This is a genomic window from Thioalkalivibrio sp. ALE23 (assembly GCF_000378545.1).
Classification (GTDB): Bacteria; Pseudomonadota; Gammaproteobacteria; order Ectothiorhodospirales; family Ectothiorhodospiraceae; genus Thioalkalivibrio.
Genome location: NZ_KB900032.1, coordinates 454,277 through 477,115 on the forward strand (window position 1 = coordinate 454,277; position 22,839 = coordinate 477,115).

Here is a 22,839-nt window from a genome sequence, read left to right on the forward strand (position 1 = left end):
GTCGAGGGAAACGTGCACATCGAGCGGTGTTTCCCTAGGATTCGCATTCCCGATGCGATGCGCCGGAGGACCAGGATCCGGCGGTTGCCCCAGTTGCGGCGGTTCGAGAGAGGAATATGGAAGCTTCGCAGAAACTGATTCCCGGCTACGCCAACGCCAAGGCGACGCGCAAGTACGCCGAGTCGTTCCTCGCCGACGGGCGTGCGGCCGAGGGCCATTACAGCGAGTTCTCGCGCGCGCGGATGCGCCTGTCCAGTCTGGGCATCGGCACCTTTGGCGGGGCGGCCACCGCCGAGGTGGACGCGGCCATCTCCGCGATCGTGGCCCGCGGGCTGGCCGAGGGCATCAACGTGGTGGACACCTCCGCGCATTACCGCTATGGCCGCTCGCTGGCGGCCGTGGGCGCGGGCGTGCGCACGGCGCTGGAGGCCGGGGTCCCGCGCGAGGCGATGTTCCTGATCTCCAAGGGGGGCTTCCTGACCCTGCGCGGCGGTCAGCCGGACGACATGGACGCCTGGTTCCAGCGCGAGATCGAGGCCCCGGGCATGGGCACGAAGGAGGACCTGGCCAAGGGCGCGCATCTGCTGACGCCGGAATATATCCACTACCAGATGGAGCTGTCGCGCTCGCTGATGGGTGTGGAGACCCTGGATGCGTTCATCATCGACCAGCCGGAGGTGCACATCCACGAGATCGGCAAGGAACGCACCAACTGGAAGCTGGAGCCGGTGTTCGAGATGCTGGAGCGTGCGGTGCGCGACAAGAAGATCCGCGCCTACGGGATCTCGACCTTCGAGGGCTTTCGCGAGGAGACCGACGCCGCGGTGTTCCAGTCGCTGACCTCGATCCAGGGGCTGGCTCAGCGAGCGGCGCAGACCGTGACCGGCGACGATTTCGCGCGCGATCATTTCAAGCTGGCGATGCTGCCGTTCAATCAGGTGATGCTGGAAGGCTTCACGCGCTTCAATACGGCCACCGGGCAGGGCAACGTGGCCAGCCCGCTGCAGGCGGCGCATCAGCTGGAGATCTACATGATGGCCTCGCACACCATGCTCAAGGGCCACCTGGCGCAGCAGTCGGTGGAAGTGGTGGAGAAGGAGCTGGCGGGGCTGGCCAATCCGGCGCAGCGCGCGATGCAGTTCAATCGCTCGACGCCGGGTCTGGGAACCTCGCTGGTGGGCATGAGCACGCCGGAGCATCTGGACGACATGCTGGCGGTGATGCGCGAGCGGATGCTGGACAAGAAGGCCTACCTCGGCATGTTCAAGAAGGCCGAGGAGGATTAGCACCGGACCGCCATCTCCCGTGATGGCGAACCATCCACCCGGCGTCATTGCGAACCATCCGGCCCCCGTCATGGCGCCCCCCGTCATTGCGAGGAGCCGCAGGCGACGAAGCAATCTCCATCCGGAACCACCGGAGTCTCGATTGCACGCGCTCTGCAAGCTCGAGGAGATTGCTTCGTCGCTGCGCTCCTCGCAATGACGGGGGGGTGAAGAACCTCGCAATGACGGGGGGTTGAAGAACCACGCAATGACGGGGGTTCGAACAAACGCCGTGAAGAAACGACATCCACAAGGTCCAAGCCCATGCAGGTTGATCTGAAGGCCCTCGAATTTCCCGCGATCCAGCGCCTGCTGGAACGCCTGACCGCCACGCCCTACGGTGCCGATGCCGCGCGCGGACTGGAGCCCGCCCCCAACCTGGAGGCGGCGCGCGCGCTGCAGAAGGCGGTGACCGTGGCCCGCCAGCGTCTGGATGCGGGCACGCTGCCGCGTCTGGGGCAGCTGCCGGACGTGCGCGCGGCGCTGCGCCAGGCCGGCAATCCGGGTTCCGCGCTGCCGGTGCAGGCGCTGCACAACCTGCAGACCATCATGCGCCATGCGCGCGAGCTGGCGGATCAGCTGGAGGATACCCCGGAGATCTACCCCGCGGACCTGAACAAGCTGTACCCGCCGGAGGCGCTGGAGCAGCGCCTGTCCGCCTGCCTGAACCCCGGCGGGTCCTTGCGCGAGGATGCCAGCGAATCGCTGGTGCAGGCCTTCGGCGAGCGCAACCGGCTGCGCGGCGAGGTCGAGACGGTGGTGCAAAAGCGCCTGAACCAGTCGGACGTGGCGCAGACCGGCGAAGACGCGCTGAAGGTCCAGTGGCACCAGGAGCGTGCGGTGATGGTGCTGCGCGGCGATGCCGCCGGCGCGGTCAAGGGCGTGCGCCGGGGTACCGCGATGGGCGGGCGCGATCACATCATCGAGCCGATCGAGGCGGTGCCGCTGAACAACCAGCTGGATACCGTGAACGGCCAGATCAACAATGAGCAGCAGCGGCTGCTGCGCGAACTGACCGACACTGTGCGCGAATACGGCGAGCCGCTGGATCTGATGCTGACGGCGCTGACCTGGATCGACCTGGCCTCGGCCGCCGCGCAGCTCTCCGCGCAGATGAACGCCCACGCCCCGGCCCTGGAAGACCGTCCCGGGGTGGAACTGGACGAGGCCTATCATCCGCTGTTGCTGCTGCAGTTCGCCGAGGGCAACGGGCCGCAGCCGGTGCCGCTGTCCATCCGTCTGGACGACGAGCAGCCGCTGCTGCTGATCACAGGCCCCAACACCGGTGGCAAGACGGTCGCGCTGAAGACTCTCGGCCTGCTGGTGACCATGGCCTGGTGCGGGCTGCACATCCCCGCCGAGCAGGACTGCCGCATCGGCCGTTTCGACCAGGTGATGGTGGACGTGGGCGACAACCAGAGCCTGCTGCACCACCTGTCGACGTTCGCCGGGCACGTGGCGGTGCTCAAGCGCATCCTGGACAACGCGGGTCCGGAGAGCCTGATCCTGCTGGACGAACTGGGGACCGGGACCGACCCGGACGAGGGCGCGGCGCTGGCGATGGCGATGCTGGACGAGCTGCGCGCGCGCGGCACCCGCGGGATCGTCAACACCCACCTGGCACCGCTGAAGGACTATGCCGCTCAGCAGGCGGGCATCCTCAACGCCTCCATGCAGTTCGACCCGGATACCCTGTCGCCCACCTACCGCCTGCTGATCGGCGAGCCGGGGGTGTCCTTCGGTCTGACCATCGCGGAGAAGGAAGGGTTGCCGGGGGACCTGGTGGCGCGCGCGCGCCAGCACTTCGCCGAGCTGCCCACCGCTCAGGCCGGCGCCGAATCCGACTGACGATCGGCTCCGCCGGGGCCGCCCCCGGAGATCGCCACGGCGCTGCGCGCCTCGCGATGACGGTGCTGGTTGCGTCCCGTCATCGCGAGGCCACGCCAGTTGTCTTTCGCGCTTGCGGGGCCCCGCGGGTTGCTTCCTGTCATCGCGGGGCCCTGCGGGTTGTTTCCTGTCATTGCGAGGCCCCGCCAGGGGCCGTGGCAATCTCCGGACGGGGCCCCCGGCGTTGGGTTCCGCCCGGCCGGGGAAGGCCCGCGGGGATGCCAGGGCATTGCGCCCCTCACGTGGACCGTGCTCGCTGGCGCGCCGTATGGCGTGAAGCGCGGGCGATTTCATATTAGTATGGTGGGCTATTTTGATTCGGCGTGTCCGCTCGGATCACGATCGCCCGACAGCCCCTGGTAAGGAACAACCGTCATGTCCGAGACCTCTGCATCGTCCACCGCCATCACCGGTGCCGAAATCTTCGTCCGCAGCCTGCAGGCCGAAGGCGTTGACCTGGTTTTCGGCTACCCCGGCGGCGCGGTCCTGCACATCTACGATGCGCTGTACAAGCAGAGCCAGGTCTCGCATGTGCTGGTCCGCCACGAACAGGGCGGGATCCATGCCGCCGAGGGCTACGCCAAATCCTCGGACAAGCCCGGCGTGGCCCTGGTCACCTCCGGTCCGGGGGCGACCAACGCAGTGACCGGCATTGCCGATGCGTACATGGATTCGGTGCCGCTGGTGGTGTTCACCGGCCAGGTGCCGACCAGCATGATCGGCAACGATGCCTTCCAGGAAGTGGACACCGTGGGGATCACGCGGCCCTGCGTGAAGCACAACTTCCTGGTCAAGGACGTGAAGGATCTCGCGACCACCATCAAGAAGGCCTTTTACATTGCCACCACCGGCCGGCCCGGCCCGGTAGTGGTGGACATCCCCAAGGATGTCACCGCCGACAGCTGCGAGTTCGAGTACCCCGAGAGCATCCACATGCGCTCCTACAACCCGAAGACCCGCGGCCACACCGGACAGATCCGGCGCGCGATCGAGCTGATCCTGTCGGCGAAACAGCCGATGATCTATACCGGCGGCGGGGTGGTGCTGGGTCGCGGCTCCGAGGCGCTGACCGAATTCACTCGCAAGCTGGGCTACCCCATCACCAACACCCTGATGGGGCTGGGCGCCTATCCGGCCTCGGACGAGCAGTTCGTCGGCATGCTGGGGATGCACGGGACCTACGAGGCCAACATGGGGATGCACCACGCGGACGTGCTGATTGCCATCGGCGCGCGCTTTGATGACCGCGTGACGGGCAACATCGAGAAGTTCTGCCCCCACGCGAAGATCGTGCATGTGGACGTCGACCCGGCCTCCATCTCCAAGAACGTGAAGGTGGACGTGCCCATCGTCGGCGAGGTGGAGCCGGTGCTGCGCGAGCTGATCCGCGCGCTGGACGAGAACGGCGGCCAGCCCGACGCCGACGCGCTGAAGGCCTGGTGGGACCAGATCCGCGAATGGCGCGGCCAGGACTGCCTGAAGTACGATCGCGATTCCGAGCTGATCAAGCCGCAGTTTGTGGTGCAGAAGTTCTGGGAACTGACCGGCGGCGACGCCTTCGTGACCTCCGACGTGGGCCAGCATCAGATGTGGGCGGCGCAGTTCTACGGCTTCGACAAGCCCAACCGCTGGATCAACTCCGGCGGTCTGGGAACCATGGGCGTGGGACTGCCGTTCGCGATGGGCGTGCAGTTGGCACATCCGGATGCGACGGTGGGCTGCATCACCGGCGAGGCCAGCATCCAGATGTGCATGCAGGAGCTGTCGACCTGCTATCAGTACCAGCTGCCGCTGAAGATCCTGAACCTGAACAACCGCTACATGGGGATGGTGCGGCAGTGGCAGGAGTTCTTCTACCAGGGCCGCTATGCGATGTCGTACATGGATGCGCTGCCCGATTTCGTCAAGCTGGCGGAGGCCTACGGCCACGTGGGCATCCAGGTCGACAAGCCGGGCGACGTGGAGGGCGCGCTGAAGGAGGCCCTGGCGCAGAAGGACCGCCTGGTGTTCCTGGACTTCATCACCGATCAGTCCGAGAACGTCTACCCGATGATCCCGGCCGGTGCCGGTCAGAACGAAATGATCCTGGTCTGACAGGGAAGGATTCCGTATGCGTCACATCATCAGTGTCCTGCTGGAGAACGAATCCGGTGCCCTGTCGCGGGTGGCCGGCCTGTTCTCGGCTCGCGGCTACAACATCGAATCGCTGACCGTCGCGCCCACCGACGATCCCACGCTCTCGCGCATGACCATCGTCACCAGCGGCTCGGACGAGATCGTCGAGCAGATCACCAAGCAGCTGAACAAGCTGATCGACGTGATCAAGCTGCTCGACCTGACCTCCTATCCGCATATCGAGCGCGAGATGGCGATGGTCAAGGTCCGCGTGGACGAACCCGGCGACCGCGAAGAAGTGAAGCGCCTCGCCGACATCTTCCGCGGCCGCATCATCGACGTCACGCAAAAGACCTACGTCATCGAAATCACCGGGGAGGGCTCCAAGCTGGATGCTTTCCTTCAGGCCCTGGAGCCCTTCCCCGTGCAGGAGGTGGTGCGCTCCGGGGTCATGGGCATCGCGCGCGGCGACGTCGCGCTGCAGATCTGAACACCTTTCACCGCTTGCCAAGGAAACCGCAATGAAGCTCTATTACGACAAAGACGCCGACCTCTCCATCATTCAGGGCATGAAGGTGGCCATCATTGGCTACGGCTCGCAGGGACACGCCCATGCGAACAACCTGAAGGATTCCGGCGTGGACGTCACCGTCGGCCTGCGTGCCGGTTCCGGTTCGCGCGCCAAGGCCGAGGAAGCCGGCCTGAAGGTGGCCGACGTGTCCGACGCGGTGGCCGCCGCCGATCTGGTCATGGTGCTGGCCCCCGACGAATACCAGGCGAAGCTCTACAGCGAGGAGATCAAGCCCAACCTCAAGCAGGGCGGCACCCTGGCGTTCGCCCATGGCTTCACCATCCATTACAACCAGATCGAGCCGCGCGGCGACCTCGACGTGATCATGATCGCGCCCAAGGCGCCGGGTCACACCGTGCGCTCGGAATTCGCCCGCGGCGGTGGCATTCCCGACCTGATCGCCATCGAGCAGGATGCCTCCGGCAAGGCGCGCGACATCGCGCTGTCCTATGCCTCGGCCATCGGTGGCGGGCGCACCGGCATCATCGAGACCACCTTCCAGGACGAGACCGAGACCGACCTGTTCGGCGAGCAGGCCGTGCTGTGCGGCGGCGCGGTGGAGCTGGTCAAGGCCGGCTTCGAGACCCTGACCGAGGCCGGCTATGCCCCGGAGATGGCCTATTTCGAGTGCCTGCACGAGCTCAAGCTGATCGTCGACCTGATGTACGAGGGCGGCATCGCCAACATGAACTACTCCATCTCCAACAATGCGGAGTACGGCGAGTACGTGACCGGCCCGAAGGTCATCAACGAACAGTCCCGCGAGGCCATGCGCGAGGCCCTGCACAACATCCAGACCGGCGAATACGCCAAGCGCTTCATCCAGGAAGGGGACACCAACTACCCGTCCATGACCGCGCATCGCCGCCGCAACGCCGCCCACGAGATCGAGCAGGTGGGCGAGCGGCTGCGTGCGATGATGCCCTGGATCCAGGCCAACCAGCTGGTCGACAAGTCGCGCAACTGATCCGCGGCACCACCGGCCCCGGGTGCGGGCCGCGGAGGGGACATGCTGTTTCCGGTAGCGAAGGAAGGCCGCCTGTTCGTCATCGTCACCGCCTGGATGGCGGTGATTACGCTGCTGTCCGGGCTGGCGGATCTGGGCCTGTTCCTGGTCATCCTGATGCTGGCCCTGATGGCCCTGTTCCGCGACCTGCGGCGCCGGGCGCCGGCCCAGGCGCTGGGCCTGGTGGCCCCGGTCGACGGCGTGGTGGAATCGGTGGAGACCACCACCGACCCGTTCACCGGGCGCGAGGCCGAGCGCATCCGCATGCGCCAGCGCTATCTCGGCGAATACAATATCCATGCCCCGCAGGAGGTCGAGGTGCGCGAGCGCGTCTGGCCGGGGCAGGAGACGGATCGCGAGCCCGACCCGCAGCTCGCCGGCCGGCTTGCGTTCGCGCTGGCCACCGACGAGGATGACCGCATGACCCTGGCTCTCGGCGTGACGCACTGGCCGCGTTTTATCCGCATGGCGGAGGTGCTGCCCGGCAACCGGCTGGGGCGCGGCAAGCGCATCGGCTTTGCTGGTTTCGGCGGACGTGCGGAGCTGTGGCTGCCGCAGGGATCGCACGTGATGGTGCGGCCGGGGCAGGTCGTGCTGGCGGGGACGACCCTGCTGGGCGGGCTCCCGCCGCGCGAGCCGGGTGATCAGGGTGGCGCCGTGGAGCTGGCCGAATGAATCCCGACGAAAACCCCGACATCATCCGTGGCGAGGACGAGCTGGACGACGAGCCTCCGCGTTCGCGGCGGCGGCGCGGGGTGTTCCTGTTGCCCAACCTGTTCACCACCGGGGTCCTGTTCTCCGGATTCCTGGCGATCGTGTCCGCCATCGACGGGGAGTTCATTACCGCGGCCATCGCGGTCTTCGTGGCCATGGTGCTGGACACGCTGGACGGCCGCGTCGCCCGCATGACCGATACCCAGAGCGAGTTCGGCGCGCAGTTCGATTCGCTCTCGGATCTGGTCTCCTTCGGCCTGGCTCCGGCACTGGTGGTGTACCTGTGGCAGCTGCAGGACCTGGGCAACTTCGGCTGGGTGGCCGCGTTCTTCTTTGCCACCGCGGCGGCGCTGCGACTCGCGCGTTTCAACAGTCGCCTGGCGGTGACCGACAAGCGCTTCTTCCAGGGGTTGCCCAGTCCCGCCAGTGCGGCACTGCTGGTGGGGACCGTCTGGGTGGTCGAGGACCTCGGCATGGCCGCGGAGCTGGGGGACACCGGGGCGGTGGCGGTGCTGATCATCACCGTGCTCGCGGGCGCGGCAATGGTCAGTAACCTGACCTATTTCAGTTTCAAGGACATGGATTTCCGCCACCGGGTCCCGTTCCTGGCCATGCTGGGCGTGGTCGGGGCGCTGATGCTGGCGGCCCTGGATCCGCCCAAGATGCTGCTGGCCGGGTTCGTGGTGTACGCGCTGTCCGGGCCGCTGCTGACGCTGGTGCGCTGGCAGCGCCACCGGCGTCGCGGCCGTGCCCCGCAAGCCTGAGCGGGGAGGCGGGCGTGGAACTCTCGCGGCACAAGCGGCGCATCCTCGCCGACATGGGCATCCCGTTGTGGCGGGCGCGCCCGTCGGCGGATACCGGCGCCGCGCCGCAAGCGCCCCCGGAGCCACCACCTGAACCCCGGGCCGGCCTGACCGTGGAGCAGGAGCCGCGGGAGTCGTCCGTGGCGGCCACGGGCATCGACTGGCAGGCCCTGCGAGACGAAGTCGCGGGTTGCACTGCCTGCAGCGAGCTCGCGGCCAGCCGGCGGCAGACGGTCTTCGGGGTGGGCGATACCGGCGCCCGCTGGCTGTTCGTCGGCGAGGCCCCGGGTGCCGAGGAGGATCGTCGCGGCGAGCCCTTCGTCGGGCGGGCCGGGCAGCTGCTGGACAACATGCTGGCGGCGCTGGGACTGGATCGCGAGCACGACGCGTTCATCGCCAATATCCTGAAGTGCCGGCCGCCCAACAATCGGGATCCGAAGCCGGAGGAGGCACGGGCCTGCCGCGGTTTCCTGGATCGCCAGATCGAGGCGATCGCCCCGGAGGTCATCGTGGCGCTGGGGCGGGTCCCGGCGCACCAGCTGCTGGAGACCGAGACCGCGGTGGGGCGCCTGCGCGGGCGCGTCCACGAGTATCGCGGCATTCCGCTGGTCGTGACCTGGCATCCGGCCTATCTGTTGCGTTCGCCGCGGGAAAAGGCGCGTGCCTGGGAGGACCTGCAGCGGGCGCGTGCGTGCCTGCCGTCCGCGGCCACCGACTGAACCACCGGCTCCATCCGGGGGTCGACTCCTGCACGAGGGAAGATGACCGATGAGTGCCGAAGCCCGAACCCGACCCGAACTGCGGCGCATGCAGCTGGCCGACATCGATCGCGTGATGGTGATCGAGCGTCAGGCGTATGACTATCCCTGGACCGCGCGGATCTTCCAGGACTGCCTGAAGGTCGGTTACGACGGCTGGATCCTGTCCGTCGATGGCCGTCAGGTGGGGCATGCGATCCTGACCGTGGCCGCCGGCGAGGCGCATCTGCTGAATCTGACGGTGGATCCGCGCTGGCAGGGCTACGGGCTGGGGCGCTTCATGCTGCGCCGGCTGCTGGCCTGTGCCTGCGCTGAACGCGCCGAGGCCCTGTTCCTCGAGGTGCGTCCTTCCAACGCCGCGGCCGTGCAGCTCTACCGCTCGGAGGGCTTCGAGCACATTGGCACCCGGCCGCGTTACTACCCGCTTCCCAGCGGCCGCGAGGATGCCTGGGTGCTGCGCCGCAGCTGCGAGGAACCTGCGGGGGCCTAGGGAAACGCTGATCAGCGTTTCCCTGGCGCATTCTGCGGTCCGAATGCGCAAAAATACACTGCCGGTTTTGCGGTTCCACGGGCATGTGTCTATTCTCAGGGTCTTACGACCGGTTCCGTATCGAGGCTGTGATGAAAAAGTCCCTTCTTGCCCTGACCGCGGCCCTGCCGCTCCTGTTGACTGCCGGCCAAACAGCGGCCACCGAATTCGGTTACGACGAAGCCGAACGCCAGCAGGAACTGCTGGGCGTCTGGTTCGGAATCCGTGAACGCAATGCGCAGCGCGGTGACCGTGACGCGCAGTTCGACGTTGGCATGGCCCATTACACCGCGCGTGGCACCGAACAGGACGACGCGGCGGCGGCCGAATGGTTCGCGCGGGCCGCCGAGCAGGGGCATGCGCGCGCGCACTACTTCCTCGGCTACCTCCATGCCACCGGACGCGGGGTCCCCGTGGACGCGGAGAAAAGCGACGAACACTACCGTCGCGCGGCGGAACTGGGCGACATGGATGCCCAGTATCACCTCGGACGCGACCTGCTGGCGGACGAATCGGCCGATCCGGCCGAAGCCGCGGAATGGATCGAACGCGCGGCCGGTCAGGGGCTGGCCTCCGCCCAGTATCACTGGGGTTACCTGCTGGAGACCGGGCGCGGGGTCGAGCGCTCGGTGGACGACGCCGTCGAGTGGTACGTCCTCGCGGCGGAGCAGGGGAACGCCCAGGCCCAGCGCGGGCTCGGGCGCCTGCACATGGCCGGCCGCGGCGTGAATCGCGACCGCGTCCAGGCCTGGGTCTGGTACAGCCTTGGCGACGATGCCGAGCACGTGGAACGCCTGGAGTCCCGCATGAGCGAGGCCGAGCTGGCGGCCGCGCGCGAGAGCCTTGCCGAGCAGCGCACGGCCATGCGCACCGAAGCCGCCGTACGCTGAACCGTTTCCGCCCGCCGCCAATGCGGCGGGCGGAATACGTTAGAATGTCGGGCTTTCTCCCCGTACGGGACCCGACCGATGTCCTTTGTCGACGAGACCGCCCGCCGCCGGACCTTTGCGATCATCTCGCATCCGGACGCGGGCAAGACCACCATGACCGAAAAGCTCCTGCTGTACGGCGGCGCGATCCAGCTCGCCGGTACGGTCAAGGGGCGCAAGTCCGCGCGCCACGCCACCTCCGACTGGATGGCGATGGAGCAGTCGCGCGGGATCTCGGTCACCTCCTCGGTGATGCAGTACCCCTACAAGGGGCGCATGGTGAACCTGCTGGATACCCCGGGGCATGCGGACTTTTCCGAGGATACCTACCGCACGCTGACCGCCGTCGACTCCGCGCTGATGGTCATCGACGCGGCCAAGGGCGTGGAGGACCGCACCATCAAGCTGATGGAGGTCTGCCGTCTGCGCGATACCCCGATCATGACCTTCGTCAACAAGATGGACCGCGAGGGGCGCGAGCCGATCGAACTGCTGGACGAGGTCGAGGACGTGCTGAAGATCCAGTGCGCCCCGGTCACCTGGCCGATCGGTTCCGGCAAGCGTTTTCGCGGCGTCTACCATATCCGCCGCGATGCGGTGCACCTGTACGACCCGGAGCAGGGCGGCAAGAAGTCCACCGGCGAGATCATCGAGGGCCTCGACAATCCGCGCCTCGACGAGGTCCTGGGGACCCAGACCGAAGAGCTGCGCGAGGAGCTGGAGCTGGTGCAGGGCGCCTCCCACGAGTTCGATCCGGACGCCTATCTGCGCGGTGAGCAGACCCCGGTGTTCTTTGGTTCGGCGATCAACAACTTCGGTATCGAGGAACTGCTGGACGACTTCGTCGAGTTTGCCCCCGGTCCGCTGCCGCGTCCGGCGTATTCACGGGGGGTCGAGCCTACCGAGGAGAAGTTCACCGGGTTCGTGTTCAAGATCCAGGCGAACATGGATCCCAATCACAGGGATCGCATCGCCTTCATGCGCATCTGCTCCGGCACCTTCGACAAGGGCGCGAAGCTGCGCCACGTGCGCATCGGCCGCGACGTGAAGATCCCGGACGCACTGACCTTCCTCGCCTCCGATCGGGAACACGTGGAGACCGCCTATCCCGGCGACATCATCGGCATCCACAACCACGGGACCATCCGCATCGGGGACACCTTTACCCAGGGCGAGGATCTGACGTTCAAGGGCATCCCCAACTTCGCGCCCGAGCTGTTCCGCCGCGCGCAGCTGAAGGATCCGCTGAAGATGAAGCAGCTGACCAAGGGGCTGCAGGAGCTGTGCGAGGAGGGCGCGACCCAGCTCTACCGCCCGCTGACGAACAACGACCTGATCCTGGGGGCGGTGGGGGTGCTGCAGTTCGACGTGGTCGCCGAACGCCTGCGCACCGAGTACAAGGTGGAGGCGCAGTTCGAGAACGTGAACGTGCAGACCGCGCGCTGGGTGGAAAGCGACGATCCGAAGAAACTGGCGGAGTTCAAGGAAAAGGCGGCGAACAACCTCGCCCTCGACCATGCCGGGGATCTGGTCTATATCGCCCCCACGCGGGTGAACCTGCAGATGGCCGAGGAGAAATGGCCGGAGATCCGCTTCCTGGCCACCCGCGAGCACGGACAGCCGGGGGAGTAGCGCCCGGGCTGCGCACGGATTCGTCCCGCTGCGCGGTCTACGTGCGGGGCATTGCGAGGAGCGAAGCGACGAAGTCATGGGGATCCGGAACCACTGGGTTCCCGGTCGGGTCGGCTTCGTCGGGCGTGTCCCGAGATTGCTTCGCTGCGCTCGCAATGACGGGTCCCGGGGGCTCGCAATGACGGGTCCCGGGGGCTCGCAATGACGGTTCATCATCCCGAGGGGGTGGGCATGGCGGTGAAATTGCAACGGATCCCGGTGCTGGTGGTTGTGATGCTGGGGCTGGCGATGGGCGGCTGCACGCTGCAGAAGAGCGAGGGCCGGGACGACGGGTTCGAGCCGCGTCCGGGCACCGTCGAGGCAATGGAGCCGTTTCATGCCTTCCTGGACACCCGGCCCACCCCGGAGGAATTCCGGCGGGTCTATCCCGATGTGACGCTGGTGCTCCCGGGCGACATCGCGACGCACGAATACCGTACCGACAACAGCCGCTTCTTCGCCGAACTCGACGACGACGGCCGTATCGTCGACGGCGAGTTCCGCTGAGCCTCCCGATGCTGAAGATCTCCGGTAACGTGACCATCCCAGACGCGGAGATCGAGCTGACGCCGATCCGCGCGCAGGGCGCCGGCGGGCAGAACGTCAACAAGGTGGCCACCGCCATCCATCTCCGCTTCGACATCCATGCCTCCGCGAGTCTGCCCGAGGTCTATCGCGAACGCCTGCTGCGCCGGCGCGATCGGCGCATCACCCGCGACGGCGTGATCGTGATCAAGGCACAGCAGTACCGCACGCAGGAGGCCAATCGCGAGGATGCCCTCGAGCGCCTGGCCGAGCTGCTGCGCGAGGCCGGACAGCCGGTGAAGAAGCGGCGCCCGACGCGACCGCCCCGTGCCGCCAAACTGCGCCGGCTGGACGCCAAGACCCGGCGCGGGCGCAGGAAGGCCCTGCGCGGCCGCGTCGACCCCGACTGATGCCCCCTTACCTCCGCGGCATGCCCTGCATCCGGAGGGGGCATGGCTCCGTGCTTTCGGGCATGCTTTTCCGTGTGTATCCAGGATTTATGCGGGAGACGGGGCATGAATGGCGATGCGGACAACGAGCAGGCGTTCGATCCGGAGGCGGAGCTCCTGGACACCTTCACCCGGGTGGAATTCGACTGGACGATGCTGACGCCCTTCCCCGACTTTGCCGTGGTCGGCGGCATGGTGGTGGGGGCGCTGATCCTGGCCTGGGGCATGCTGCAGCGACCGCGTCACCGCACGGCCATGCTCGGCGGCGCGGGCGTGATGCTGCTGGCCGTGGCGGCCTACGTGCTGATGGCACTGGTGGCCCTCTACCTGGTGCGTCGGCGGCGCAGCCCCGGCTGGCAGCGGCGCGGCGACTGAGCTCGTCAGGGCAGCAGCGCTTCCAGGCTCTGTGCCGGCATGGCGCGGTGGAACAGGAAGCCCTGGAAACGTCTGCAGCCGCGCTGTCCGAGGAACTCCTGCTGGGCGGGTGTCTCGACCCCTTCGGCCACGACCTCCAGCCCCATGGTGCGGGCAATGGCCAGGATGGTGGTTACGATCTCGGCGTCGCCCGGATCGTGTTCGAGGTCGCGCACGAAGGAGCGGTCGATCTTCAGTTCGGTCACCGGCAACCGCTTGAGATACCCGAGCGACGAGTATCCGGTGCCGAAATCGTCCAGCGCGAGGCCGATGCCCAGCGCCCGCAGCTCCTGCAGGTTGGTCATCAACTGTTCGGATTCCTCGGCCATCACGCTCTCGGTGATCTCGAGTGTCAGTCGCTGCGGCGGGGCGCCGGTCTCGTGCAGCAGCTGGCGCACCTCGTCGAGCAGCCGGGCATCGCGCAGGTGCGGAGCGGAGAGATTGACCGCGAGCTGCAGGGCCTCGGCGCCGGGGATGTTGCGCCAGCGGGCCAGGTGCTCGCAGGCCTGGCGCAGGGCCACCCGGCCGATCGCGAGGATCTGGCCGCTCTGCTCCGCCACGGGGATGAATTCGGAGGGTGAAACCTCCCGGGGGTCGCCCGGGTTCCAGCGCATCAGGCCTTCGGCACTGATCACGTTGCCGTCCGTGTCCACCTGCGGCTGCAGGTGAAGGAGCAGATCATCGGCATCCAGCGCATCCCGCAGGGCCCGTTCCAGTTCCGCCCGCCGCTGCAGCTGGCGCTGCATCTCCGGGTCGTAGAAGCGCATCGTGTCGCGACCGTGATGCTTGGCCTGATACATCGCGAAATCCACCTGCTTGAGCAGTTCCTCGCTGGTGTCCTCGCCCTGCGGGAACACGCTGACGCCGACGCTGGCCTGGATGACATGCTGGATCCGGTCCAGTATCAGCGGCTCCCGAATATGGTCCAGCAATTTGGCGGCGAGCTCGCCGGCATCCGCGACCGCCTGGTCGGAATCGGGCTTGAGCTCTTCCAGCAGGACCACGAATTCGTCGCCACCGATGCGCGCCACCGTGTCCTGCGGGCGAACCTGCCCCTGCAGGCGCTGTGCGACCAGCGTCAGCAGCCGGTCGCCGACCGAATGGCCGCGGGTGTCGTTGAGGGTCTTGAAGTTGTCGAGGTCGATCAGCAGCAGGGCCGAGCGCCGCCCGGACTGTTCGGCGGTGCGGATGGCGTGGTCCAGGCGCTCGTGCAGCAGGCGGCGGTTGGCCAGGCCGGTCAGCGGATCGAGAAAGGCGAGGCGGGCATCTTCTTCGACCTCCAGCATGCGCCGCAGCCGCTCCACCATATCCAGGGTGGCTCCCTGCAGGGTGGCGACTTCCTGCAGCCGCGAATCGCGGCGGATGCGGGTGGTGAACCGTCCCTGGCCCACGTCCTCCAGCGTGGCCACCGCCTCGCGCAGCGGTCGCAGGGCGCGCCCCAGCCAGAAGTACAGCGCCCAGCCGATCAGGAGGAGGGCGATGATCGCCCCGGCGCGCGTGGCGTTATTGATGAAGCGCTGGGTCGTGACCGAGTCGGTAATGTCGCGGATGACCACGATGTTGCCCGTGACGTCCTCGCGGCCGAACGGGGTCAGGGGGAGATGTACCGCGAGTTCATGGCGCCCGCCCGTGGTCGTCCGTCGTGCCGCGGCCCGGTTCAGCATGGGGCCGGGGTTGGGCAGGGCCGCTGCGGGTGCGGTGTGTTCCTCCCGCCCCCCGGCGTCCAGCAGCACGGCGCGGGTATCCGCCTTGACCGCGAGGGTGTCGAGGGCGGACCCGGCCAGCGATTGCAGCGGTACGACCACGCCGACCAGCTGTCCCTGGTCGTACAGGGGGATGGTCAGACCGGCGAAATAGTGCCCCTCCGGAGTGCGGTGCAGGCCCTGGTGGATGCGGCCGTCGTCCAGCGTGGCCCGCGCCAGCGGAAACTCGGTGGCGTCCTCGAGAACGGAGTCAAACCGGCGTTCGCCGTCGGCGTCATAAATGACCAGGCCGCTGGCGACGCCCGCGGCGGTCAGTCGGTTGTGCAGCGGGTCGGCATAGCCCGCCACCGGCTCGTCGCCGGCAAGCGCCTCGCGCAGCGCGCGGTTGCGGGTGATCGCGGTGGCCTCGCTGCGCAGCGCCTGCAGTTCGGCCTCCAGCACCTGTTGCCAGGCGGCTTCCTGGGTTTCCATGGCAAAGCGGTCGAGCCGCTGGTCCGCCTGCTGCAGGGCCAGATGGGCACCGGTAGCCAGGGCGGCGGCCAGCAGGGCCAGACCGGCGAAAGCAGCCAGTGCAATGGCCGTTCGCAGTGGCATCACCCGCGCCTCCGCTCCGGTTCCCATCTCATTCGAAGGGGTAGTTGCGGCGGCTCCACTCGGGGTAGCCGCCGGGAAAGTAGTGGAGGTCGTCGAAGCCCCATTCCAGTGCGCGGCGGATGGCGGCTTCGGTACGCCAGCAGTCGAACTCGTTGCAGTAGACGACCACCGGCCGGTCCCGGCCTCCGGCGACTTCGAGCAGTTGCTCGCGGGTGAAGCGGTTCCGCGGGTCGTCCGCGTCGCGCATGATGGTCAGGTTGGTTGCGCCCGGGATGCGGCCGGCGCGATAGTCGGCTGACAGGCGCACGTCGACGAACGGAACCCCCTCGCGAAACAGCCTCCAGGCGCCGTCGGCGTCGACGCGCGTGGTGTCCGCGATGGCCTCCGGCGCCCGATACGGCTCATCGGCCGCTGCGGGTGCAATGGCCGTGACGGCCAGCAGACACCAGAGCAGGAGGATCAGTGGGTTCATCGCCACCGCGGTTCACGAGTTTTGGGTCAATGTATCACGAGTTGTCCGTGAACTCCGAGGCGTCACCCGCCTCGGACTGCTGGTGCTGCCACAGGCGTGCATAGGTGCCGTTGCGGGCGAGGAGTTCCCGATGGGTGCCGGTTTCGACGACCCGCCCCTGATCCAGGACCACGATGCGGTCGGCGTGTTTCACCGTGGACAGGCGGTGGGCGATCACCAGTGTCGTGCGGCGCGCGGAGACCTCGTCCAGCGCCTGCAGGATGCCCTTCTCGGTGTCGGAATCCAGTGACGAGGTGGCCTCGTCGAACACCAGGATGGGCGGGTCCTTCAGCAGCATGCGGGCGATCGCGATGCGCTGCTTCTCGCCGCCGGACACCTTCAGGCCGCGCTCGCCCACCACCGTGTCGAGACCATCGGGGAGGCGCGCGACGAAGCCCTCCAGATGGGCCAGGCGCACCACCCGCTCGATCGCCGCGTCACTGGCGGAGGGGTCGCCGTAGGCGATGTTGTAGCGGATGGTGTCGTTGAACAGCACGGTGTCCTGCGGAACCATGCCGATCGCCCGGCGCACGCTCGCCTGGGTCACGTCGCGCAGGTCCTGACCGTCGATGGTGATGCGCCCGCCGGTCACGTCGTAGAAGCGGAACAGCAGCCGTGACAGGGTGGACTTGCCGGCGCCGCTGGGGCCCACCACCGCGACCCGTTTCCCGGCCGGCAGGTCGATGGTCACGTCCTCGAGGATCGGTCGGTCCGGCTGGTAGTGGAAATCCACGTGCTCGAAGCGCACGTGCCCGGCGCCGACCTCCAGGTCCGGGGCATCGGGGCGGTCCTCGACCTGCACGGGCTTCTCCAGCAGGCCGAACAGGCGCTCGATGTTGGCCAGCGACTGGCGGATCTCGCGATAGACGAAGCCGAGGAAGTTCAGCGGGATGAACAGCTGGATCATGTAGGCGTTGACCATCACCAGATCGCCCAGCGACATCGAGCCGTCGGCCACCCGCGCGGCGGCCAGCAGCATCATCACGGTGATCGCCGCGGCGATGATCAGGGCCTGCCCGGAGTTGAGCAGCACCAGCGACAGCACGTTCTTGGTACGCGCCTGTTCCCAGGCCGCGAGACCGCGGTCGTAGCGGTCGGCCTCGAAATCCTCGTTGCCGAAGTACTTGACCGTCTCGTAGTTGAGCAGGCTGTCGATCGCCCGGGTATTGGATTCGTTGTCGCGCTGGTTGGCCTCGCGCACGAAGCGCGTGCGCCATTCGGTGATCCAGATGGAGAAGGCCGCGTAGACCGCCACCGCGACCAGCACGGTGAACATGAACACCGGGCCGACGGCGAACAGCAGGATGCCGGCCACCAGCAGGATCTCGATCAGGGTCGGCAGGATGTTGAACACCATGAAGCGCAGCAGGAAGCTCATGCCGCTGGTGCCGCGCTCGATGTCGCGGGCCAGGCCGCCGGTCTCGCGTGCCAGATGGAACCCCAGCTCCAGCCGGTGCAGGTGCTGGAAGACTCGCAGCGAGGCGCGCCGCATCGCGCGTTCGGCCACGCGCACAAAGACCGCGTCGCGCAGCTCGCCGAAGAAGGTCCCGCCGAAGCGCAGCAGGCCGTAGCCCAGCACCAGCGCCACCGGCACGGTCACCAGGGCCTCCGCGCCGGCCTCCTCGAAATGCTCGACGATGTATTTCAGCGCGATCGGCACCGTCACGGTGGCCAGCTTGGCCAGCGCCATCAGCCCCAGCGCCAGAAACATCCGCCCGCGGAACTCGGACAGGTACGGCAGCAGGCTGCGTACGATGCGCCAGTTGATCGCGTTGTCGGGAGCGTCGTGGACCGAAGAGCCGAAACCGCGCATGGAAAGTCACCCGGATGAAGGGAGCGCGTAGCCTACTATGCACACCGGGAAGCTGCCCGTTCTTGCGCCCGGCGCGGGGCCTGGGGCAGTCTGAACAGCTTCATGGCAAGGCAGGTGGACACTCCGGTGGAAGGGAATCAGACCGCAGCAACACCGGCGCAGGGAAGCGCCCCGGAAACCATCCTGCGCGAGACGTTTGGGTACCAGGCCTTTCGCGGACAGCAGCAGGCAGTGGTGGAGCATGTCGCCGGGGGCGGCGACGCCCTGGTGCTGATGCCCACCGGCGGCGGCAAGTCGCTGTGCTACCAGATCCCGGCGCTGGCGCGGCACGGCTGCGCCATCGTCATCTCGCCCCTGATCGCGCTGATGCAGGACCAGGTGCAGGCCCTGCGGCAGAACGGCGTGGCCGCGGCCGGGCTGGATTCGGGCCAGGACGAGGCCACCGCGCGCGGGGTGCTGGCCGCGCTGCACGCCGGGGAGCTGGATCTCCTGTATCTGTCGCCGGAGCGGCTGTTCGCGCCCGGCATGCTGGATCGTCTGGAAGGGCTGGAGCTGGCGCTGTTCGCGATCGACGAGGCGCATTGCGTGTCGCAGTGGGGGCACGACTTCCGACCGGAATACGGGCGCCTGGCGGTGCTGGCGGAGCGTTTCCCGTCGGTGCCGCGCATCGCCCTGACCGCCACCGCCGACGAACCCACCCGCGAGGAGATCCGCGAGCGCCTGCGCCTGGAGTCGGCGCGGATGTTCGTCAGTTCCTTCGACCGGCCCAACATCCGCTATCGCGTCGCGGCGGCCGACGGCGCGTCCGGACCGCCGCGCGAACGCCTGCTGCGTTTCCTCCGCGAGGAGCACCCCGGCGAGGCGGGCATCGTCTACTGCCTGTCGCGGCGCAAGGTGGACGAGACCGCCGAATGGCTGGCGGCGCGCGGGGTGACCGCGCTGCCGTATCACGCGGGGCTGTCGGCGGCGACCCGCGCCGAGCACCAGCGCCGTTTCCTGCGCGAGGATGGTGTGGTGATGGTCGCGACCATCGCCTTCGGCATGGGCATCGACAAGCCCGACGTGCGCTTCGTCGCCCACCTGAGCCTGCCGAAGAGCCTCGAGGGCTACTATCAGGAGACCGGCCGCGCCGGACGCGACGGCCTGCCGGCCGACGCCTGGATGCTCTACGGGCTGCAGGACGTGGTCACGCTGCGGCAGATGCTGCAGGACTCGGAGGCCGGCGAGGAGCGCCAGCGCATCGAGCAGCAGAAGCTCGAGGCCATGCTGGGCTTCAGCGAACTCACCACCTGCCGCCGTCAGGCCCTGCTTGCGTGGTTCGGCGAGACCCTGCCCGAGCCCTGCGGCTACTGCGACAACTGCCAGGATCCACCGGCCACCTGGGATGCCACCGTGGCCGCGCAGAAACTGCTTTCCTGCGTCTATCGCACCGGCGAACGTTTTGGTGCGGGCCACGTGATCGCGGTGCTGCGCGGCAGCCGCAGCGAACGCCTCACCCGGCTGGGCCATGACCGGCTGAGCACCTTCGGCATTGGCAGCGAACTGGACGAACGCCAGTGGCGCGGCCTGGTGCGTCAGCTGCTGGCGCGCGGCCTGCTGCGGCTGGATCCCGAGGGCTATGGCGGGCTGCGCCTGGACCCCGGGTGTCGCGCCGTGCTGCGTGGCGAGGAATCCCTGCACCTGCGTCACGAGGCCGCCGGGGCGCGGCCCGCACAACCCTCGCGGGGTGAAACCGCGCGTTCGGTTGCCGGTCTGGATGCGGAAGACCGGGCCTTGTGGGACACTCTGCGCAGGCTGCGGCAGAAACTGTCGACGGATCAGGGCGTGCCGCCCTACGTGATCTTCAACGACGCCACCCTGCTGGAGATGGTGGCCGGCACACCGCGCACTCCGGACGAGCTGCTGGGCATCTCCGGGGTCGGGCAGCACAAGCTGGATCGCTACGGCGAGGCCTTCCTGGCAGCGATCCGCGAACACCTGGGACTGGAAGTCCGGGAATAACGAGAACGAAGTTCGGGGAGAGTCGAGTGACCCGCATATCATTTCTGGAAGATTTCTATCGCTATCGGGACGGGCAGCTCGTGGTCACCCCGGAGCAGGGGAGCCGCTTTGCCAAGACCGTGGCGGGGGACTTCAACCCCATCCATGACGCCGATTCGCGGCGGTTCTGCGTGCCCGGCGATCTGCTGTTCGCCCTGGCCCTGGATGCCTGGGGGGCCAGCGCTTCGATGAACTTTCGCTTTACCGGCATGGTGGGCGGTAACGCCCCGGTGCATTTCCCGGAGAACCCCGGCGAACGGGTGGCGATCACCGACGAGAATGGCAAGAGCGTGATCGAGATCGAACGTTCGGGGGCGGTGGTTGATGACCCGGCCGCGATCGAGTCGCTGATTCGCAGCTACGTGTCGTTCTCCGGACAGAATTTCCCGCACGTGCTGGTGCCGCTGATGCGCGAGCATCAGGTGATGGTGAACCCCAAACGTCCGCTGGTGATGTACGAGCGCATGGGGTTCGAACTGCCCGAGCCGCTGGCGGCCGCGGCCGCCGTGCCGGAGCCGCGCCTGAAGGACGCGGTCATGACGGTCAACGGCAAGCGCGGCGAGATCCGCCTGGATTACGAGCTGGTGACCGAAGGGGCGGTGGTCGCTCGGGGCAGCAAGCACCTGGTCCTGAGCGGCCTGCGGCCGTTCGACGAGGCCGATGTCGAGCAGCTGGTCGCGGACTACGAGAGCTGGAAGGCGGCCTGGGCGCAGGCGGGGTCGGCAACCGCCTGACCCGGCGGGGGTCAGGTGCGCACCGCCTCCTCGAACCGTTCCTCGTCCATCTCCCGGATCTTCCTCTCCAGCGCGTCGAGGTGGTGCACCACGCTGCGCGAGGCCTCCTCCAGTGCCTCCATGTGCATCCGGATCAGCGGTTCGTTGCGCTCGTGCTGGCGCCGGGCGAAACCCAGCATTTTCGAAAACATCGAGGCGTTCTCTTCCTCGGTGACCAGCTTGAAGATCTCGGCGTACGCCTGATGCAGGTGGCGGTGGGCCTCGTCGATCGACTCGAACTCGGGAAAATCGTTGAGCGCCTGACCGTCACTGAAATACCACTGCCCGAACGGGCAGTCGGTGTGCAGCACGGGGATCTGGTCCTTTTCCACCGGCACGCCCTGAGTGAGGAGTTCGGCGCGGCCGACCCAGGCGAGGTGGGCTCGTTTGGCCTGGTGCAGACGGTCCAGGACTTCCTGCTTTTCCATGTCGTTGTCCTCGTCAATGAGTCGGTGTTCCATACGGGAACCGGAACGATTTCCCACAATAAAAAAATCCATTTAATCCTTGAAGGAATCACAAAAAAAGCCCGGGCCCCCCAAGGGGAGCCCGGGCCGGAAGCTCGCCGGGACCCGGCTCTCGCGGCCGGATCCGGTGAGGGGCTGCCTCAGTAGCGGTAGCCGAAGGCCTTCTCGAACTTGTCGGCGAACTCTTCGGCCGAGAAGTGGTGGTTCTGAGTGCCGGAATGGGCGATCTTGATCGAGCCGATCAGCGAGGCGATGCGGCCGGTGGTCTCCCAGTCGTAGCCCTTCTCCAGACCGAACAGCAGGCCGGCACGGTAGGCGTCGCCGCAGCCGGTCGGATCCTTGATCGCGGCCGGTTCCACCGACGGGATGGTGATCTTCTTGCCGCCGGTGTAGATGTCGGAGCCGTCGCCGCCACGGGTAACGATCATCGCGTCCACCATCTCCGCCAGCTGCTCCATGCTCATGCCGGTGCGATCGGCGGTCAGCTGCGCCTCGTAGTCATTGAACGCGGCATAGGTGGCGTTCTCCATGAAGCGCTTGAGGTCGTCGCCGTCGAACATCGGCAGACCCTGGCCCGGGTCGAACATGAACGGGATCCCGGCGTCGGCGAACTGCTGGGCGTGCTCGATCATGCCGTCGCGGCCGTCCGGGGAGACGATGCCGACCTTGATGCCGTCGGCGTCGGTGACCTTCTGCTGGTGCGAGAAGCCCATCGCGCCCGGATGGAAGGCGGTGATCTGGTTGTCGTCCTGGTCGGTGGTGATGAAGGCCTGACCGGTGTAGGTGTCCTTCAGCTCCTTGACGAACTTGCGCGAGATGCCGTGGCGGTCCATCCAGTCGGCATACGGGGTGAAATCGCCGCCCACGGTGGCCATCACGGTCGGGTCGGCGCCCAGCAGCTTCATGTTGTAGGCGATGTTGCCGGCGCAGCCGCCGAACTCGCGACGCATGTCCGGGACCAGGAAGGACACATTCAGCATGTGCACCTTGTCCGGGAGGATGTGGTTCTTGAAGCGGTCGGGGAACACCATGATGGTGTCGTAGGCCATGGACCCACAGATCAGAGCGGACATGTTGACTCCTTGCGTTGTTGAAGCGGTTCGGATGACGCCGATGTGGCGTCAAAACGGCCCTGCGGCGCGCGATTGCGGGGTGCGCGGCGCGTCTGCGGCGGGCCGGACGGTGCGCACAGGGTAAATATTTGGGCGCAAAACAACAAATCGACGCCGCGTGACCCTCGCT

The 22,839-nt window shown here is 67.4% G+C and carries 21 protein-coding genes; 16 read left to right on the plus strand and 5 right to left on the minus strand.

Going from position 1 to position 22,839, the window contains the following annotated elements; genetic code table 11:
• Positions 1–116 precede the first annotated feature (116 nt).
• From F573_RS0105830 to F573_RS0105895, 14 genes are all read left to right on the plus strand, one after another.
• Positions 117–1,286: an aldo/keto reductase gene (locus tag F573_RS0105830; RefSeq protein ID WP_019021806.1), complete on the plus strand. Its 1,170-nt coding sequence runs from the start codon at positions 117–119 to the stop codon at positions 1,284–1,286.
• 303 nt (positions 1,287–1,589) lie between these two features.
• On the plus strand, positions 1,590–3,173 hold the full coding sequence (locus tag F573_RS0105835) for a DNA mismatch repair protein MutS (protein ID WP_019021807.1): 1,584 nt from the start codon (positions 1,590–1,592) through the stop codon (positions 3,171–3,173).
• A 414-nt stretch (positions 3,174–3,587) separates the two neighbouring features.
• Positions 3,588–5,306 carry a biosynthetic-type acetolactate synthase large subunit gene (gene ilvB / locus F573_RS0105840; RefSeq protein WP_019021808.1) on the plus strand — a complete coding sequence of 573 codons (1,719 nt, stop codon included), beginning with the start codon at positions 3,588–3,590 and terminating at the stop codon, positions 5,304–5,306.
• Between the two features lie 16 nt (positions 5,307–5,322).
• Positions 5,323–5,817, plus strand: coding sequence for an acetolactate synthase small subunit (gene ilvN, locus F573_RS0105845; protein ID WP_019021809.1), 495 nt, complete (start codon positions 5,323–5,325; stop codon positions 5,815–5,817).
• Positions 5,818–5,848: 31 nt separating this feature from the next.
• Positions 5,849–6,865, plus strand: a complete 1,017-nt coding sequence (gene ilvC / locus F573_RS0105850; protein ID WP_019021810.1) for a ketol-acid reductoisomerase — start codon at positions 5,849–5,851, stop codon at positions 6,863–6,865.
• A 42-nt stretch (positions 6,866–6,907) separates the two neighbouring features.
• Entirely contained in the window at positions 6,908–7,579 is a 672-nt protein-coding gene (locus F573_RS0105855) for a hypothetical protein (protein WP_019021811.1), read from the plus strand.
• Entirely contained in the window at positions 7,576–8,382 is an 807-nt protein-coding gene (gene pssA, locus F573_RS0105860) for a CDP-diacylglycerol--serine O-phosphatidyltransferase (protein ID WP_019021812.1), read from the plus strand. Before F573_RS0105855 ends, pssA begins: the two co-directional genes overlap by 4 nt.
• A gap of 14 nt (positions 8,383–8,396) precedes the next feature.
• Positions 8,397–9,140: a uracil-DNA glycosylase gene (locus F573_RS0105865; protein ID WP_019021813.1), complete on the plus strand. Its 744-nt coding sequence runs from the start codon at positions 8,397–8,399 to the stop codon at positions 9,138–9,140.
• A gap of 49 nt (positions 9,141–9,189) precedes the next feature.
• A complete protein-coding gene (gene rimI, locus F573_RS0105870) occupies positions 9,190–9,669 on the plus strand; it encodes a ribosomal protein S18-alanine N-acetyltransferase (protein WP_019021814.1) in 480 nt (159 codons plus the stop codon).
• 131 nt (positions 9,670–9,800) lie between these two features.
• The gene (locus F573_RS0105875) at positions 9,801–10,598 is read left to right on the plus strand and encodes a tetratricopeptide repeat protein (RefSeq protein WP_019021815.1); all 798 of its coding nucleotides are present in this window, start codon (positions 9,801–9,803) and stop codon (positions 10,596–10,598) included.
• A gap of 78 nt (positions 10,599–10,676) precedes the next feature.
• Positions 10,677–12,269 (plus strand): peptide chain release factor 3, encoded by a 1,593-nt coding sequence (locus tag F573_RS0105880; protein WP_019021816.1) that lies wholly within the window; start codon positions 10,677–10,679, stop codon positions 12,267–12,269.
• A 231-nt stretch (positions 12,270–12,500) separates the two neighbouring features.
• Complete coding sequence (locus F573_RS0105885) at positions 12,501–12,815, plus strand: hypothetical protein (protein WP_026300821.1); 315 nt, start codon at positions 12,501–12,503, stop codon at positions 12,813–12,815.
• 8 nt (positions 12,816–12,823) lie between these two features.
• Complete coding sequence (gene arfB / locus F573_RS0105890) at positions 12,824–13,243, plus strand: alternative ribosome rescue aminoacyl-tRNA hydrolase ArfB (protein WP_019021818.1); 420 nt, start codon at positions 12,824–12,826, stop codon at positions 13,241–13,243.
• 105 nt (positions 13,244–13,348) lie between these two features.
• Positions 13,349–13,657, plus strand: coding sequence for a hypothetical protein (locus F573_RS0105895; RefSeq protein WP_019021819.1), 309 nt, complete (start codon positions 13,349–13,351; stop codon positions 13,655–13,657).
• A gap of 5 nt (positions 13,658–13,662) precedes the next feature.
• On the opposite strand, the gene F573_RS0105900 is transcribed toward F573_RS0105895, so the two are convergent.
• Genes F573_RS0105900 through F573_RS0105910 form a run of 3 tightly spaced genes read right to left on the minus strand, consistent with a single transcriptional unit; the run spans position 13,663 to position 18,317 of the window.
• Positions 13,663–15,993 (minus strand): bifunctional diguanylate cyclase/phosphodiesterase, encoded by a 2,331-nt coding sequence (locus tag F573_RS0105900; RefSeq protein WP_019021820.1) that lies wholly within the window; start codon positions 15,991–15,993, stop codon positions 13,663–13,665.
• Positions 15,994–16,021: 28 nt separating this feature from the next.
• A complete protein-coding gene (locus F573_RS0105905) occupies positions 16,022–16,465 on the minus strand; it encodes a rhodanese-like domain-containing protein (RefSeq protein ID WP_019021821.1) in 444 nt (147 codons plus the stop codon).
• 34 nt (positions 16,466–16,499) lie between these two features.
• On the minus strand, positions 16,500–18,317 hold the full coding sequence (locus F573_RS0105910; RefSeq protein ID WP_019021822.1) for an ABC transporter ATP-binding protein/permease: 1,818 nt from the start codon (positions 18,315–18,317) through the stop codon (positions 16,500–16,502).
• Between the two features lie 102 nt (positions 18,318–18,419).
• Between F573_RS0105910 and recQ the strand changes: the two genes are divergently transcribed.
• The gene (recQ, locus tag F573_RS0105915; RefSeq protein WP_369773214.1) at positions 18,420–20,318 is read left to right on the plus strand and encodes a DNA helicase RecQ; all 1,899 of its coding nucleotides are present in this window, start codon (positions 18,420–18,422) and stop codon (positions 20,316–20,318) included.
• Between the two features lie 26 nt (positions 20,319–20,344).
• The gene (locus F573_RS0105920; RefSeq protein ID WP_019021824.1) at positions 20,345–21,091 is read left to right on the plus strand and encodes a DUF3581 family protein; all 747 of its coding nucleotides are present in this window, start codon (positions 20,345–20,347) and stop codon (positions 21,089–21,091) included.
• 11 nt (positions 21,092–21,102) lie between these two features.
• Here the strand turns inward: F573_RS0105920 and F573_RS0105925 are convergent, their stop codons facing one another.
• Positions 21,103–21,591, minus strand: coding sequence for a CZB domain-containing protein (locus F573_RS0105925; protein ID WP_019021825.1), 489 nt, complete (start codon positions 21,589–21,591; stop codon positions 21,103–21,105).
• Between the two features lie 146 nt (positions 21,592–21,737).
• Positions 21,738–22,670, minus strand: a complete 933-nt coding sequence (locus tag F573_RS0105930) for a carbohydrate kinase family protein (RefSeq protein WP_019021826.1) — start codon at positions 22,668–22,670, stop codon at positions 21,738–21,740.
• Positions 22,671–22,839 lie beyond the last annotated feature (169 nt).